This is a genomic window from Microbacterium sp. zg-Y625 (assembly GCF_030246925.1).
GTDB classification, from domain to species: Bacteria; Actinomycetota; Actinomycetes; order Actinomycetales; family Microbacteriaceae; genus Microbacterium; species Microbacterium jiangjiandongii.
In genome coordinates, this window is the sequence record NZ_CP126740.1 from 190,071 (window position 1) to 204,666 (window position 14,596).

16 protein-coding genes and 3 tRNA genes are annotated in these 14,596 nt (G+C 70.9%); 14 read left to right on the top strand and 5 right to left on the bottom strand.

All coding sequences use genetic code 11. The annotated features are described in order from the left end of the window. Positions 1–16: 16 nt before the first annotated feature. Entirely contained in the window at positions 17–388 is a 372-nt protein-coding gene (locus QNO14_RS00860) for a VOC family protein (protein ID WP_257507065.1), read from the top strand. Here the strand turns inward: QNO14_RS00860 and QNO14_RS00865 are convergent. Beyond that, positions 375–803 carry a TM2 domain-containing protein gene (locus QNO14_RS00865; protein WP_257507064.1) on the bottom strand — a complete coding sequence of 143 codons (429 nt, stop codon included), beginning with the start codon at positions 801–803 and terminating at the stop codon, positions 375–377. The two genes, QNO14_RS00860 and QNO14_RS00865, sit on opposite strands and share 14 nt — an antisense overlap. 119 nt (positions 804–922) lie before the next feature. Between QNO14_RS00865 and QNO14_RS00870 the strand changes: the two genes are divergently transcribed. Then, a complete protein-coding gene (locus tag QNO14_RS00870) occupies positions 923–1,558 on the top strand; it encodes a hypothetical protein (protein WP_257507063.1) in 636 nt (211 codons plus the stop codon). 427 nt (positions 1,559–1,985) lie between these two features. On the opposite strand, the gene QNO14_RS00875 is transcribed toward QNO14_RS00870, so the two are convergent. From QNO14_RS00875 to QNO14_RS00885, 3 genes are all read right to left on the bottom strand, one after another. Beyond that, positions 1,986–2,058, bottom strand: a tRNA-Phe gene (locus tag QNO14_RS00875). Between the two features lie 70 nt (positions 2,059–2,128). Next, a tRNA-Asp gene (locus QNO14_RS00880) sits at positions 2,129–2,202 on the bottom strand. Positions 2,203–2,223: 21 nt separating this feature from the next. Next, positions 2,224–2,296, bottom strand: a tRNA-Glu gene (locus QNO14_RS00885). Positions 2,297–2,545: 249 nt separating this feature from the next. Between QNO14_RS00885 and QNO14_RS00890 the strand changes: the two genes are divergently transcribed. After that, positions 2,546–3,967 carry a peptidoglycan DD-metalloendopeptidase family protein gene (locus QNO14_RS00890; RefSeq protein WP_257507062.1) on the top strand — a complete coding sequence of 474 codons (1,422 nt, stop codon included), beginning with the start codon at positions 2,546–2,548 and terminating at the stop codon, positions 3,965–3,967. Positions 3,968–4,020: 53 nt separating this feature from the next. Here QNO14_RS00890 and ppa read toward each other — a convergent pair whose 3' ends face one another. Continuing rightward, a complete protein-coding gene (gene ppa / locus QNO14_RS00895) occupies positions 4,021–4,554 on the bottom strand; it encodes an inorganic diphosphatase (RefSeq protein WP_257495379.1) in 534 nt (177 codons plus the stop codon). Between the two features lie 314 nt (positions 4,555–4,868). Between ppa and tilS the strand changes: the two genes are divergently transcribed. The 11 genes from tilS (at position 4,869) to QNO14_RS00950 (ending at position 14,595) form a co-directional block, all read left to right on the top strand. After that, positions 4,869–5,876: a tRNA lysidine(34) synthetase TilS gene (gene tilS, locus QNO14_RS00900; protein WP_257507061.1), complete on the top strand. Its 1,008-nt coding sequence runs from the start codon at positions 4,869–4,871 to the stop codon at positions 5,874–5,876. 9 nt (positions 5,877–5,885) lie between these two features. Beyond that, the gene (hpt, locus tag QNO14_RS00905; RefSeq protein WP_257495381.1) at positions 5,886–6,437 is read left to right on the top strand and encodes a hypoxanthine phosphoribosyltransferase; all 552 of its coding nucleotides are present in this window, start codon (positions 5,886–5,888) and stop codon (positions 6,435–6,437) included. A gap of 132 nt (positions 6,438–6,569) precedes the next feature. Next, positions 6,570–8,573 (top strand): ATP-dependent zinc metalloprotease FtsH, encoded by a 2,004-nt coding sequence (ftsH, locus tag QNO14_RS00910; RefSeq protein ID WP_257495435.1) that lies wholly within the window; start codon positions 6,570–6,572, stop codon positions 8,571–8,573. Positions 8,574–8,582: 9 nt separating this feature from the next. After that, complete coding sequence (folE, locus tag QNO14_RS00915; protein ID WP_257495382.1) at positions 8,583–9,173, top strand: GTP cyclohydrolase I; 591 nt, start codon at positions 8,583–8,585, stop codon at positions 9,171–9,173. After that, positions 9,170–9,997, top strand: coding sequence for a dihydropteroate synthase (gene folP / locus QNO14_RS00920; protein ID WP_257507060.1), 828 nt, complete (start codon positions 9,170–9,172; stop codon positions 9,995–9,997). The genes folE and folP overlap by 4 nt, the downstream gene beginning before the upstream one ends. Continuing rightward, complete coding sequence (gene folB / locus QNO14_RS00925) at positions 9,994–10,365, top strand: dihydroneopterin aldolase (protein WP_257495384.1); 372 nt, start codon at positions 9,994–9,996, stop codon at positions 10,363–10,365. Before folP ends, folB begins: the two co-directional genes overlap by 4 nt. After that, positions 10,362–10,916: a 2-amino-4-hydroxy-6-hydroxymethyldihydropteridine diphosphokinase gene (gene folK, locus QNO14_RS00930; RefSeq protein ID WP_257507059.1), complete on the top strand. Its 555-nt coding sequence runs from the start codon at positions 10,362–10,364 to the stop codon at positions 10,914–10,916. The genes folB and folK overlap by 4 nt, the downstream gene beginning before the upstream one ends. Beyond that, on the top strand, positions 10,913–11,410 hold the full coding sequence (locus tag QNO14_RS00935) for a DUF3180 domain-containing protein (protein ID WP_257507058.1): 498 nt from the start codon (positions 10,913–10,915) through the stop codon (positions 11,408–11,410). Before folK ends, QNO14_RS00935 begins: the two co-directional genes overlap by 4 nt. After that, positions 11,361–11,981: a PH domain-containing protein gene (locus QNO14_RS00940; protein WP_257495387.1), complete on the top strand. Its 621-nt coding sequence runs from the start codon at positions 11,361–11,363 to the stop codon at positions 11,979–11,981. The genes QNO14_RS00935 and QNO14_RS00940 overlap by 50 nt, the downstream gene beginning before the upstream one ends. Next, a complete protein-coding gene (locus QNO14_RS00945) occupies positions 11,978–13,885 on the top strand; it encodes a PH domain-containing protein (RefSeq protein ID WP_257507057.1) in 1,908 nt (635 codons plus the stop codon). The genes QNO14_RS00940 and QNO14_RS00945 overlap by 4 nt, the downstream gene beginning before the upstream one ends. Further along, positions 13,882–14,595: a DUF2520 domain-containing protein gene (locus QNO14_RS00950; RefSeq protein ID WP_257495389.1), complete on the top strand. Its 714-nt coding sequence runs from the start codon at positions 13,882–13,884 to the stop codon at positions 14,593–14,595. The genes QNO14_RS00945 and QNO14_RS00950 overlap by 4 nt, the downstream gene beginning before the upstream one ends. Position 14,596: the final 1 nt, after the last annotated feature.

Here is a 14,596-nt window from a genome sequence, read left to right on the forward strand (position 1 = left end):
AGCACGACTGCACGTCATGAGCGTTTTCGTGGATGACCAGGAGAAGGCGCTCGCGTTCTATACCGACGTGCTGGGTTTCGTCACGAAGAATGACATTCCGCTGGGCGAGTATCGGTGGCTCACGGTGGTCGACGCCGACCATCCTGATGGCGTCGAGTTGCTGCTGGAGCCCGATGAGAACCCGGCCGCGAAAACGTACGTGGAGGCGCTCGCCGAGCAGGGCATCCCCTCGGCATCCTTCGCAGTCGACGATGTGGATGCCTCCTACGCCGAACTCACGGCGCGCGGGGTGCGGTTCGTCCAGCCGCCGACGCCCGGGGGGCCGGTGCGCACCGCGGTGCTCGATGACACGTGCGGCAATCTCATCCAGCTCGTCAGCCCCGCATGACCGCGTCGGAAGAGTCGCTGCCGGCGGGTTGAGCTCCGGGAGCGTTCTCCTCCCGCGTCATCCGGGGGAGGCGGAACAGATCCCCGACCACCCACACGAGAATCGCGATGTGAGGTAGCAGCGAGAGCAGGATCACCGCGTCGTCTGCGAATGTGGTGGTCCTGCCGGGCGCTGCCCCATCGGAGATGACGTGGGCGATGATCTGTCCGATGAAGATGGTGAGGAAGCCGCCCAGCAAGAGGAGCCCCAGGGTGAGGCCGCTGCGGTACCGGCGGAGGTAGAACCGGTGCAGGCCCACCGCGCCGCCCAGGAGGGCGAGCACGTATGCGACCCACATGTGCCTACGTCCGCGCGCGACGTCTGCGGGCAGCACGATGTAGCCGGGGCGCGAGCCGGCAGGCTCTGTGTTCGTCATGTGGGGTTCCTGTCTGTCGGGAGGGCAGGTGGCTCGGTGAGGTCGACATTGTCTGTCGGTGAGCCTCTCATCAGGGCAATACTGGCGTGACGAGCCCACCGGCCGGAAGGAGAAATTCGATGCGATCGACCATCCCGATGGACGCAAACCCGTGGCCGCACGACATGGTGATCTCGGTGGACGACGATCCCCACCAGCTCCTGGCGTTGCTATGGGTTCGAGAGGCATGGGGTCTGCGGCCGATCGGTGGTCAGCTTCCTCCTGGGCTCGTGGACCCGCCTGCGCCGGCCGGCGACCCAGAAGATCGTGACGCGTGGGAAGTGGCGTGGCCGGAGGTGTGGGAGGGCGCCCTCGCCCGCGCTGCTGTGTCCGTTGAGCCGTCCATGTTCGAGGAGCTTGCACGCGCCACGCACGGGTCTGACGAACGGGGTGAGCTGATTCGCCAGCTACATGGGCCGACCTGGCGAGACCGTTTCGGCGACACCGCGTTCACCGAGGACTATCGTGCGTGGACCGAGGCGCGGTTCGAAGCACGGCGTGACGATCGACCGCGGTCTCTGGCCGAGTCGCCGGAACACCAGTCGCTGGACGCGCTGATCCGAGCGTGGCGGGTGGGGCTGTCGAAGGTCATCACCATTCCCTGTCGTGGGGAACACACGCGCATCATCGGCGGCTCGGCGCTCTTGATCACCGAGTCGACTCGCAAAGACCGCGACAGCTACGCAGCCGCGCTGGGGGCGTTCGCGCAGAGATGAGGCTCGCGAACCGGCATCCGCCTCGGGCGTTTCGTCTCGCGCCGCTCGCTGAACGACCGGGGAAATGAAGAAACCTCCATGAGTAGAAGCCTCACGAGGGTTTCAGTGGCTCCGACGGGCGTCGATCCCGTGACCGCACGATTTTCAGTTGTGTTCGCGGGCTCGGTGGGTGCTCACGAGTGCTTATTCACCGCGTGACTCCGCGGGAGTCGCGCTCGTTGGTGATGGCTGATTTCGGGTGGTTTCAGCCGAGTTCCCGGCCCGGGACCGGCCCGCACGACGTCCAAGGCGCGATTCATGCGGGCCGCTGAACGCCCGCGCTCTCAGGGGAGCGGTTCAGAAACCGCTTCTCACCAGGGAAAAGCGAAACCCCCGCCATGTAGAAGCTAGGCGAGGGTTTCTAGGGTGACTGTAACGGTCACCCGTGTGGCTCCGACGGGCGTCGATCCCGTGACCTCACGATTTTCAGTCGTGCGCTCTACCAACTGAGCTACAGAGCCGCGCGGCCGTGCGATGACTGCCGCGTCCGAGACGAAGGGCCCTTCCGAAAAAGGGCCCGTCGCTCTGGAGCGACCCTGACGGGACTTGAACCCGCGACCTCCGCCGTGACAGGGCGGCACGCTAACCAACTGCGCTACAGGGCCATGCATATTCAATTGTAGGTGTGACCCCAACGGGATTCGAACCCGTGCTACCGCCGTGAAAGGGCGGCGTCCTAGGCCGCTAAACGATGGGGCCGAGTGAACCCTGTGGGACGAACCCGGTGCTCACGCTTACCGACGCTCAAGCATATGCACTGGTTGGCCAAAACGCCAATCGGGGGCGCGCCGTACCGGTCGGAGGGGTGTTGAGGCGGCACGATGGGCGCGAGGATGTGCGCGATGAGCGGGCGGATGCGCCCGAGAAAATCGTTGCGGATGTGACTGATGTTGCTACTGTGAAGACGTCTTCGACTCCCCCCGATCTGGCGAAGAGATGAGGTGCCGCGTGCGGTTCACGCGCATCGACGACCCCGAAGAGTGCGGCTGCGCGCCCACCCCCGCCGAGCAGCGCGCCTTCGCGGGCGGCGTCACCCGGCGTGGTGCGCTCACCGTCGGCGCGTTCGGTCTCGTGGCTGCGGGCGCTCTGGCCGCCCCGTTCGCCCCGGTCGCATTCGCGATCGCCGGGTACCCCTCGTGGGACGACGTGCAGCGGGCAAAGGCGAATGAGGCGTCCAAGAACGCCGAGGTCGCCCGCATCGAGCAGCTCATCAACGACCTCACCGCCGACGTCGCCTACAAGCAGGGCGAAGCCGAGCGCCTGGGACTCGAGTACCAGGCGGCGCAGGAGGCATACGAGGCGGCGGTCGAACGCGCCGACTCCCTGCAGGCCCAGGCCGACGCCGAAGAGGCCCGCGCCCTCGAGGCCGCGCAGAAGGCCGGACGTGTGGCCTCGCAGCTCTACCGCAACGGCGGCGACGACACCTCGCTGGAACTGTTCTTCTCGGGCTCCGCGGCGACGGCCGACGATCTGCTCGCCCGTCTCGGCACGATGGACAAGCTCCTCGCCGCCAACCAGGCCGTCTACACCGACGCCGTCATGGCCCGCAACAACGCGCAGAGCCTCAGCGACCAGGCATCCGTCGCCCGAGACGCGCGCGACGAATTGAAGCGCGCAGCCGAGGCCAAGATGGTCGAGGCTCAGGCAGCGGCCGAGGCGGCCCAGGCGGCCCTCGCCGCTCAGACCGAGCACCTCGGCACGCTGCAGGCGCAGCTCGCCGCCCTCAAGGACACCACCGCGCAGACCGTGGCCGGCTACCAGGCCGGCGTCGAAGAAGAGCGCCGCCAGCGCGAGGAGCGCGAGCGCCGCGCCCGCGAAGAAGCCGAACGCCGCGCCCGTGAAGAGGCCGAGCGCATCGCCAAGGAGAACGCAGCCCGGCCACCGGCCAGTGGCGGCGGCGGCGGAGGCGGCGGTGGCGGCAACTCCGGTGGCGGTGGCGGCGGCGGTGGCGGCCAGGGCTGGGTGCGGCCGCACGGCGGCTGGATCAGCTCATGGTTCGGCAACCGCGGCACCATCTGCTCCAACGGCTACTGCAGCGGCAGCGGCCACCGCGGCATCGACTTCGCCAACGGGTGCGGCGCCTACATCTACGCGGCAGCCGCCGGCACGGTGGTCTTCGCGGCCTACAGCGGCAGCTGGGGCAACTACATCAAGATCGACCACGGCGGCGGCATCGTCACGGGCTACGCCCACATCCGCCCCGGCGGATACGCCGTGGGATACGGCCAGTGGGTCTCTGCCGGCCAGGTGATCGCCTACGCCGGCAACACGGGTGCATCCGACGGATGCCACCTGCACTTCGAGGTCTACTCCGGCGGCGTCCGCATCGACCCGGCGCCGTTCCTGGCCAACCGCGGCGTCGGGGTCTGACAACGACGAAGGGCGGATGCCGCAGCACCCGCCCCTCGTGAAGACTGCCGTCGTCAGACGGTCTTGGGAGCTTCGCCCTCACCCTGCGTGCGGGTCTGCTCGTCGTGGTCGCGGAAGCGGTCGAACGCCTCGCTCACCAGGCGCTCGGCCTCGGCGGCATCCGCCCACTCGTCGACCTTGACCCACTTGCCGGGCTCGAGGTCCTTGTAGTGCTCGAAGAAATGGTTGATCTCGCCCTTGGTCCACTCGTCGAGGTCCGAGACGTCCTGCACGTGGTCCCAGCGGGGGTCCTTCGCGATGACGGCGACGACCTTGTCGTCTCCGCCGGCCTCGTCGCTCATCTTCAGCACGCCGACGGGACGCACGCGCGCCATGACGCCGGGGAACAGATCGCGGTCGAGCAGCACCAGCACATCGAGCGGGTCGCCGTCCTCGCCGAGCGTGTTCTCGAAGAACCCGTAGTTGGCGGGGTAGCCCATGGGGGTGAACAGCACACGGTCGAGGTAGACGCGGCCGGTGCCGTGGTCGACTTCATACTTCACGCGGCTGCCGCGGGGGATCTCGATGACGGCGTCGTACGCGCCCATTGGTGCTCCTTCGAAGACTGGGGTGGGATGCGGCGACCAGCCTACTCGGGCGGCGTTCGCACCATAACTCCGGTGGACCGGGGGTGTTCGGGCGCTGCCGGGCCGGCGCGGGCGATTCTGCCTGTGTTGTGGGCGGCCAGTGGGGTGCTGTGGGTGGGTGCGCGTGCACAACGTCGCCAACCTGTGGGGGCTGGGGCCCGCAGGGCCGCCGTACGTGCCGGTGGCGGTCGGATCGGCGACGTTGTGCACGCCGGCGCGGTGCGACCGCGGCGAGACGGAGGGGGGACGGCGGCCGGGGCCGCTACCGTGGTCGCGTGCCGTCCCTGAACCCCGCCGTCGCCGAGACCCGCCGCGCCGTCCGCGCCGCGCTGCAGCCCTTTGCCGATGGCGGCGAGGTGATCGTCGCCCTGAGCGGCGGGGCCGATTCGCTGGCCCTCGCCGCCGCGACCGCGTTCGAGGCGCCCAAGCTGGGTGTGCGGGTGGCCAGCATCACGGTCGACCACGGGCTGCAGCCCGGTTCGGCCGCCGCCGCGGACAGCGCGGCGGCGGCGGCCGCGGCACTCGGTATCGAGTCCGCCGTCGTGCGGGTGACGGTCGACCCGGCCGCGCCCGGAGGCCCCGAGGCCGCCGCGCGCGACGCCCGCTACCGCGCTCTCACCGAGGCCGCCGCCGCCCGCGGTGCCGACGCGGTGCTGCTCGGCCACACTCTCGACGACCAGGCCGAGACCGTGCTGCTGGGCCTCGCGCGCGGTTCGGGCGCGACGAGCCTGGCCGGCATGGCACCCGTGCGCCGCGATGACACGACCGGACTGCGGTGGCTGCGCCCGTTTCTGACGGTACGCCGGCAGACCACCCGGGCCGCCTGCGCGGCCGCCGGCCTCGATCCGTGGGACGACCCCCACAACACCGACCGGCGGTTCGCCCGTGTGCGGGTGCGCGAGACAGTGCTGCCGGTGCTCGAGGCCGAGCTCGGTCCCGGCGTCGCCGAAGCCCTCGCGCGCACCGCCGAGCAGCTGCGCGAGGATGCCGAGGCGTTCGCCGAGATGATCCACGAGACCATCGAGGACATCGTCGAACCCGCAGAGGCCGGCATCGCCGTGTCGACGGCGGCGCTCGCGGCCAACCCGCCGGCGCTGCGCCACCGCATCATCCGCCACGTCGTGGCCAGCGAGTTCGGTCAGTCGCTCACGCGATCGCAGACCCTCGAGGTCGCGCGCCTGGTCACCGACTGGTCAGGACAGGGGCCGATCGACCTGCCGGGATGCCGCGCCGCCCGCCGCGGCGGGCTCATCGAGTTCACGGCACCGCCGACGGGAATCTAGACTCGACGCATGCGTGCCGCCGACATCTCGGACCAGCTTTCCACCATCCTCGTCACCGAGGAGGAGATCCAGCAGAAGCTCCGCGAGCTCGCGGCGCAGGTCGACGCCGACTACGCCGGCAAGGACCTGCTGCTGGTGGGTGTGCTCAAGGGGGCCGTGATGGTGATGGCCGACTTCTCCCGGTCGCTGCAGAGCGACATCACGATGGACTGGATGGCGGTGTCGTCGTACGGCGCCGGCACCAAGTCCAGCGGCGTGGTGCAGATCCGCAAGGACCTCGACACCGACCTGCACGGCAAGCACGTGCTCATCGTCGAGGACATCATCGACTCGGGGCTGACCCTCAGCTGGCTGCTGGAGAACTTCGCCTCGCGCGGTGCGGAGTCGATCGAGGTGCTCGCCCTGCTGCGCAAGCCCGATGCGGCCAAGGTGCACATCGACTGCCGCTACGTGGGCTTCGACATCCCGAACGAGTTCGTCGTCGGCTACGGCCTCGACTACGCCGAGCGCTACCGCAACCTGCGCGACGTCGCGGTGCTCGCCCCGCACGTCTACGCCTGAGCCGCGGGGCTGTTTAAGCCCTGGGCGAATGCACAGTCCGTTGCTGTCGTCCCGCGATAACCTGAGGCCCTGTCGCCCGTCCCCGTGAACGGGCTGCTCTCCGTCGAAAGGGACCGGGCGTCGGCCCGCACCATGAACTTCAAGAAGATCGCTCGCAACCCGCTGATCTACATCCTGCTCATCGGCGTGCTCCTCATGGTCGGCTTCTCGCTCATCTCGAGCCTGGGCGCTGCCAAGCAGATCTCCACCCAGGAGGGGCTGGAGCTGCTCGACGGCGACACCGTCACCGAGGTGCTCAACACCGACGGCGACCAGCGCGTGGACATGACGCTGTCCAAGCCCTACGAGGGCGCCACCGAGGTGCAGTTCTACTATGTGGAGGCGCGCGCCGACGAGGTGGTCAGCGCCATCAACGCGGCCGAGCCGAAGGATGGCTTCGACGACGCCGTGCCGCGCGCCACCTGGTTCGACGGGTTCCTCTCGCTTCTCCTGCCGATCCTGCTGCTGGGTCTGCTGTTCTGGTTCCTCATGTCGTCCGCGCAGGGCGGCGGCGGCAAGGTCATGCAGTTCGGCAAGTCCCGCGCGAAGCTCGTGACCAAGGAGACGCCCACCGTCACCTTCCAGGACGTCGCCGGCGCCGACGAGGCGATCGAAGAGCTGCACGAGATCAAGGACTTCCTGAAGGACCCCGCGCGCTTCCAGGCCGTGGGCGCGCGCATCCCGAAGGGCGTGCTGCTGTACGGCCCTCCCGGAACCGGAAAGACGCTCCTCGCCCGCGCCGTGGCCGGCGAGGCGGGAGTGCCCTTCTACTCCATCTCGGGCTCGGACTTCGTCGAGATGTTCGTCGGCGTGGGCGCCAGCCGCGTGCGCGACCTCTTCAACCAGGCCAAGGAGAACGCGCCGGCCATCATCTTCATCGACGAGATCGACGCCGTCGGCCGTCACCGCGGTGCCGGCATGGGCGGCGGCCACGACGAGCGCGAGCAGACGCTCAACCAGATGCTCGTCGAGATGGACGGCTTCGACCCCAAGGCCAACGTCATCGTCATCGCGGCGACCAACCGCCCCGACATCCTCGACCCCGCGCTGCTGCGCCCTGGGCGATTCGACCGCCAGATCGGGGTGGATGCCCCGGACCTCAAGGGCCGCCTCAAGATCCTCGAGGTGCACGGCCGCGGCAAGCCCCTCGCCGACTCCGTCGACCTCGAGGTCGTCGCCCGCAAGACCCCCGGCTTCACCGGTGCCGACCTGGCGAACGTGCTGAACGAGGCCGCCCTGCTCACGGCGCGCTCGAACGCGCAGCTGATCGATATGCGGGCCCTCGACGAGGCGATCGACCGGGTCATCGCCGGTCCGCAGCGCCGCACGCGCGTGATGAAGGACAAGGAGAAGCTCATCACCGCGTACCACGAGGGCGGTCACGCCCTGGCTGCCGCGGCGATGAACCACACCGACCCGGTGACGAAGGTGACGATCCTTCCCCGCGGCAAGGCCCTCGGCTACACGATGGTGCTGCCGCTGGATGACAAGTACTCCGTCACGCGCAACGAGCTGCAGGACCAGCTCGCCTACGCCATGGGCGGCCGCGTCGCCGAGGAGGTCGTGTTCCACGACCCCACCACCGGCGCCTCCAACGACATCGAGAAGGCCACCGGCATCGCCCGCAAGATGGTCACCGAGTACGGCATGACCACCGAGGTCGGACCGGTCAAGCTCGGCGCGGCATCCGGCGAGATGTTCCTCGGCCGCGACATGGGTCACGGTCGCGACTTCTCCGAGGCGATCGCCGAGCGTGTCGACGAGCAGGTGCGCGGACTCATCGAGCAGGCCCACAATGAGGCGTACGAGGTGATCACCGCCAACCGCGACATCCTCGACAAGCTGGCGCTGGAGCTTCTGGAGAAGGAGACCCTCGACCACATCGAGCTGGCCGAGATCTTCAAGGACATCAAGCACCTGCCCGAGCGTCCGCAGTGGCTGTCGAGCGAAGACCGGCCGGCTTCCGCCCTGCCGCCGATCGAGGTGCCGCGTCGCCGCGAGGACGCCGGTCTCGCGGCCGCCGTCGAGGCCGATGAGGCGGTCGAGAAGGCCACGCGCCGTCGTCCTGCCGGTCAGGCCCGCCCCGCAACCGCATAGGCTCGGGGCGTGTCCGTCGATCGTGAGCGCGTCTCGGCCCTGGTGCGCGAGTTGCTCGTGGCGATCGGGGAGGATCCCGAGCGCCCGGGCCTGCGCCTGACACCGCAGCGCGTCGCCGACACCTATGCGGAGTTCTTCGCCGGTGTCGGCGCCGACCCGGCTGAGCCCCTCGCGCACACCATCTCGGTGTCGCGGGGTCCGGCGCCCGACACGCTGCCCTCCGGTGCCGTCATGCTGCGCGACATCCGGTTCCGCTCGGTGTGCGAGCACCACCTGCTGCCCTTCGCCGGTCACGCGCACATCGCGTACCTCCCCGGCGAGCAGGTGGTGGGACTCGGCGCACTGCCGCGCGTGGTCGACATCCTCGCCGCCCGCCCGCAGGTGCAGGAGCGTCTCGGCGAGCAGGTGGCCGACACGATCGCCGGAGCGATCGATGCCCGCGGAGTGCTCGTCGTCCTCGACGCGACCCACCAGTGCGTCACGATGCGCGGGGGACGCCAGCCCGACGCCTCCACGGTGACCGTGGCCGCCCGGGGCGACATGGCCGAGCCCGCCGCGCGCGCCGAGATCATGGCTCTCCTCGCGGGGAGCGGGCGGTGACCCTCGTGATGGGCATCGTCAACGTCACCCCCGACTCCTTCAGCGACGGCGGACGGTACGCCCAGGCGGATGCCGCGATCGCCCACGGTCTGCAGCTGCTCGCCGACGGCGCCGACCTGCTCGACGTCGGCGGCGAATCCACGCGCCCCGGCGCGGAGCGCGTCGACCCCGCCGTCGAGCGCGATCGGGTGCTGCCCGTCGTCTCGGCCCTCGCCGCCGCGGGCGCCGTGGTGAGCATCGACACCATGAACTCCCAGACGGCCGTCGCCGCCGTCCACGCCGGCGCCCGCATCGTCAACGACGTGTCGGGCGGCCTCGCCGACGACAGCATGTTCGCGGCCGTCGCCGGCACCGGCGCGGAGCTGGCGATCGGCCACTGGCGGGGTCCTTCGACCGAGATGTACGCCCGCGCCGACTACGCCGACGTCACCGGCGAGGTCGTCGCCGAGCTGGCTGCGCGGGTGGATGCCGCCGAGAGCGCCGGCATCCCGCGCGATCGCCTCATCGTCGACCCCGGCATCGGGTTCGGCAAGCGCGGCGACCAGAACTGGATGCTGCTGTCGCACCTGCCGCAGGTGGTGGACCTGGGCCTGCGCGTGCTGGTGGGAACCAGCCGCAAGCGCTTCCTCGCCGACGCCCTCGCCGCCGCGGGCGCCGGCGCCGGAGCGGAGGGTGCCGACGAGCGCCGCCGGGACCTCGCGACCGCCGTCACGAGCTTCCTCGCATCCGCCGACGGCGCGTGGGCCGTGCGGGTGCACGATGTGATCGCGACCCGCGACGCGCTGGCCGTGGCCCGCGCCTGGAGAGAGGGAGCAGCACCGTGAGCGACCTGGACGAGATCGCCGTCACCGGCATCCGTGCCTTCGGGCACCACGGGGTGTACGCCGACGAGCGCCGTGACGGCCAGGAGTTCGTCGCCGACGTGGTGCTGTCGCTCGACACCCGCCAGGCTGCCGCCACCGACGACGTCGCCGACACCGTGCACTACGGCGAACTGGCCGAGGAGGTGGCGGCGATCCTCGCCGGCGAACCCGTCGACCTGCTCGAGACCCTCGCCGCCCGCATCGCCGACGCCGTGCTCGCCCGCCGGCCGGTGCAGCGCGTCCGCGTGACGGTGCACAAGCCCGCCGCTCCCATCCCGGTGCCCTTCGACGACGTCACCGTCACGATCATCCGAGGACGGATGCCATGAGCCGCCGACTCGCGCAGGGGTTCAGCTCGACGCACGACAGCGCGGATGCCGCTCCCGTGCGCGCCGTCGTCGCCCTCGGGGCGAACCTCGGCGACCGCGAGGCGACCATGACCGAGGCGCTGCGCAGCCTCGCACGGCTGCCGCTGACCACCGACGTGGTCGCGTCGGCGCCCATCGAGACGGTCGCCCTCACCCCCGACGGCCCCGACCCCGACGCGCCCGCCTACCTGAATTCGGTGGCGCTGCTGCAGACCCGACTCGCGCCCAGCGTGCTGCTGGGATACCTGCACGCCATCGAGGCCGCCCACGGCCGGGCGGCGCGCGAGCCGGGGGCCGCCCGCTGGCAGGACCGTACCCTGGATCTGGATCTCATCGCCTACGGCGAGGTGCAGAGCGACGACCCCGCGCTGCTGCTCCCGCACCCGCGCGCCGGCGAGCGCGACTTCGTGCTGCGGCCGTGGCTGACGGTCGATCCCGACGCACAGCTGCCCGGACAGGGCAGCGTCGCCGAACTGCTGAGCCGTCTGAGTGAGCGGGGGGATGCCTCGTGAAGCGCACCGGGCCGGCCTCGCTCGTCGTCGCCGCCGTGCTCGGCCTCGGCACCGGGTATCTCGTCGACCAGACGCTCACCGCAACCGGGCGACCCACCTTCACCCCCTCCCTCATGCTCCCCGTGCTGCTGGTCGTGCTCGGTGCGATCCTCATCGCGCTGGCCGTGCCGATCGCGCGGGCCACCCGTGATGGGGCTCGGCACACCGGCCGGGCGGTCAATCCCTTTCAGGCCGTGCGCATCGCCATGCTCGCGAAGGCATCGAGCATCACCGGCGCCGCCGTCACCGGGTTCGCCGGCGGCCTCGGAGTCTTCGTGGCCACGCGCCCGGCCGACCCCTCGCTAGGCTCGGTGACGACGATCCTCGCGACTGCGATCGGCGGTGCGATCCTGGTGGCGACCGCCCTCGTCGCCGAGCAGCTGTGCACCATCCGGAAGGACGACGATGACGAACCCCCCGCCCCCGGGCCCGACAGCACTGCCACCCACCACTGACGCCGCCACCGTAGACCCGACGGGCACGGCGGCCACCGACTCGGCCCTCGACGCCGGCACATACGACCGTCTCATCGAGCCGCGGGGCGAGGGCCGGCTGGCACTCGAGCACGGCACCTGGCACCAGATCTCCCGCAAGTACCTGCGCGTGCAGCTTCTGAGCTACGGCGCGTTCCTGCTGCTCGACATCGTCGCCGTGCTCGTGCTGACGCTGGTGCTGGATCAGACGTGGGCTCTCATCCCCGGTGGCATCCTCGGCGTGATCCTGCTGTGGACCATTCTGATCCTCCCCCGCCAGGTGCGCGCGATCGGATACCAGCTGCGCGACGACGACCTGGTGTTCCGTCGCGGCATCCTGTGGCAGCGCATCGTCGCCGTCCCCTACGGGCGGATGCAGCTCGTCGACATCACCCACGGGCCGCTGGACCGAGGGGTCGGCATCGCCCAGCTGAAGCTCGTCACCGCCGCGGCCACCACGGGCGTGACGATCCCCGGACTGTCGCAGCAGGCCGCAGAGGCGCTGCGCGATCACCTGATCGCGGTCGCCGAGAGCCGTCGGACGGGACTGTGAGCGATCCCGCCGGCACGACCGAGCAGGGGGCCGCCGTGACGGCGCCTCCGCCGGCGCTCGTGCGCTCGCGGCTGAGCGACGGCGAGTGGCACCGGATGCACCCGCTGAGTCCGCTGCTGCGTGGCGGTCTGGCGCTCATCGTGATCATCGGCGTCGTCATCGCGAACCTGCGCGATCGCCTCATCGCGATCTTCGTCCCGGGCCTCTCGGGCGGTCAGATCGACACCGAGGAGTGGGAGGAATACGAGGGGGGTGGCGACCCCATCGACTGGGTGCTCGCCAACAACCTCGTCGTCGTCGCACTGCTGGTCGTGCTCGGTCTCGTGCTGGTGCTGATCGCCGGGTTCTACATGTCGTGGCGCTTCCACACCCTCCGCATCACCGACGACGACGTCGAGGTGCGCAGCGGCATCCTCTTCCGCACCCAGCGCCGCGCCCCCCTCGACCGCGTGCAGGGGGTCAACCTCACCCGTCCGATGATCGCCCGGCTGCTGGGCATGGCAAAGCTCGAGGTCGTGGGCGCGGGCACCGACTCCAACGTGAAGCTCGAGTACCTCTCGACCGCCAACGCCGAAGCCGTGCGTGCCGACATCCTGCGCCTCGCTTCGGGCCGGCGCCTGGGAAAGGCCGCCGCGACGGCCGCCGCCGCCGGGTCACTCGCGCAGACGGTGAACCGGGGGCTGACCGGTCTCATCGAGGGCGACGATCAGGCCGCCGAAGCGCCCGAGTCGGTCGTGCACATCCCGGTGGGGCGGCTGGTGGCATCCCAGATCATCAGCCCCGGCACCGTGATGCTGCTCCTCGGCATCGTCGCGATCATCGTCGGCGCCGTGCTCGGCACGCCCTGGGTGCTGCTGAGCGTCGTCCCGGCTGTCATCGGCTTCGGAGCGTACTGGGTGCGCCAGATCGTGCGGTCGCTGCGGTACTCCATCGCGCCGACCCCCGATGGGGTGCGCATAACCTTCGGTCTGCTCACGACGGTCACCGAGATCGTGCCGCCGGGACGGGTGCACGCCCTCGAGGTGAGCCAGTCCGTGCTGTGGCGCCGGTTCGGGTGGTGGGCCATCAAGATCAACCGGCTCACCGGCCGCAGCGTCTACGACGGCTCGACCGACCAGTTCACCACCGTGCTTCCGGTCGGCACGCTCGCCGATGTCGAGCGTGTGCTGCAGCTGCTGCTGCCGCAGGTCGCCGGGGCCGACGCGGCGCTGCTGCTGCGGCAGGGCGTCGAGGGGCCGGTCGAGGGCGACGAGTACGCGACCACCCCGCGGCGCGCGCGGATCCTCCGCCCGCTGTCGTGGCGGCGCAACGGATTCCGCCTGACCGGCGACCAGCTGCTGCTGCGGCGGGGCGTCGTGTGGCGCAAGCTCGCGATCCTCCCGCTGGCCCGGCTGCAGAGCATCGGGATCTACCAGGGGCCGATCGACCGGGCGCTGCGCGTCGCTGCCGTGCGCGGCCACGTCGTCGCCGGTCCGGTGTATGCGAACGTGTCGGCCATCGACCGGGACGACGCCGTGAACCTGCTCGAAGCCGTCGAAGCCGCCGCCGTGCGGGCGGCTGCCGCCGACCGGTCCCACCGGTGGGCCGGTGAGGCCGGGTCCGCTGCGGAGACCGACGGCGTGCCCGTGCCCGGGTCAGCACCCGAGGGCGCACCCGAATTCACGCCCGAATCGGTGCCCCAGCCCGAGCCCCGACCCGCGGCCGAACCGGCGCGCGAGCCCGCGCCCGAATGGCTCGCCGAGGGCGCACCCGAGACGCCCATCGACGCGGACTCCGCTCCGCCGGCGCCGCTGCATCCGGTTGCGCTTGTGGCCCCCGAGCACCCGGTCATCGTCGTGCCGCCGCCCGCGGAGCGGCCGGCGCCGCGCGCGCCCGACGCCCACAAGCCGGAGGACCCGCGGTGAACCGCAGCGCGCGACTCGGCGTCGGCGTGATCGGCGCGGGGCGCGTGGGCCCCGTGCTCGGCGCGGCCCTCGCCGGCGCCGGACACGCCCTCGTGGGCATCACGCCGGGGTCCGACCCAGACCGCGTCGAGGCGATCCTGCCGGGCGTTCCGACACTCGACGCCGTCGAGGTCGCGCGCCGCAGCGAACTGGTGATCATCGCCGTCCCTTCCGACGAGCTGCCGGGACTCGTCAGCGGTCTCGCGGACGTCGGCGCGTGGCAGCCCGGCCAGCTCGTGCTGCACACCGATCCCGCTCACGGGTACGACGTGCTCGCGCCGGCGATGCTCAAGGGGGCCATTCCGCTCGCCCTGCATCCCGCCATCACCTTCACCGGCACGACCACCGACGTCCGCCAGCTGGTCGGCTCCCACGCGGCAGTGTCCGCCCCGGCGCCGGTGCTGCCGATCGCGCAGGCCCTCGCCGTCGAACTCGGCTGCGAACCGGTCGTCGTGGCCGAGGCCGACCGTGCCGCCTATGCCGAGGCGATCGCGACGGCGACGGACTTCTCGCGGTCGATCGTCGCGCAGGCCGCGGCGCTGCTCGCGCAGGCGGGGGTTCCCGAGCCGGGTTCGTATCTCGCCACGCTCGTGCACTCGACCGTCGACCAGGCGCTCACCGCCGCCGGCGAGGCCGCTCCGGGCGACGAGGCGGTTCCGCCGCTGGAGTAGA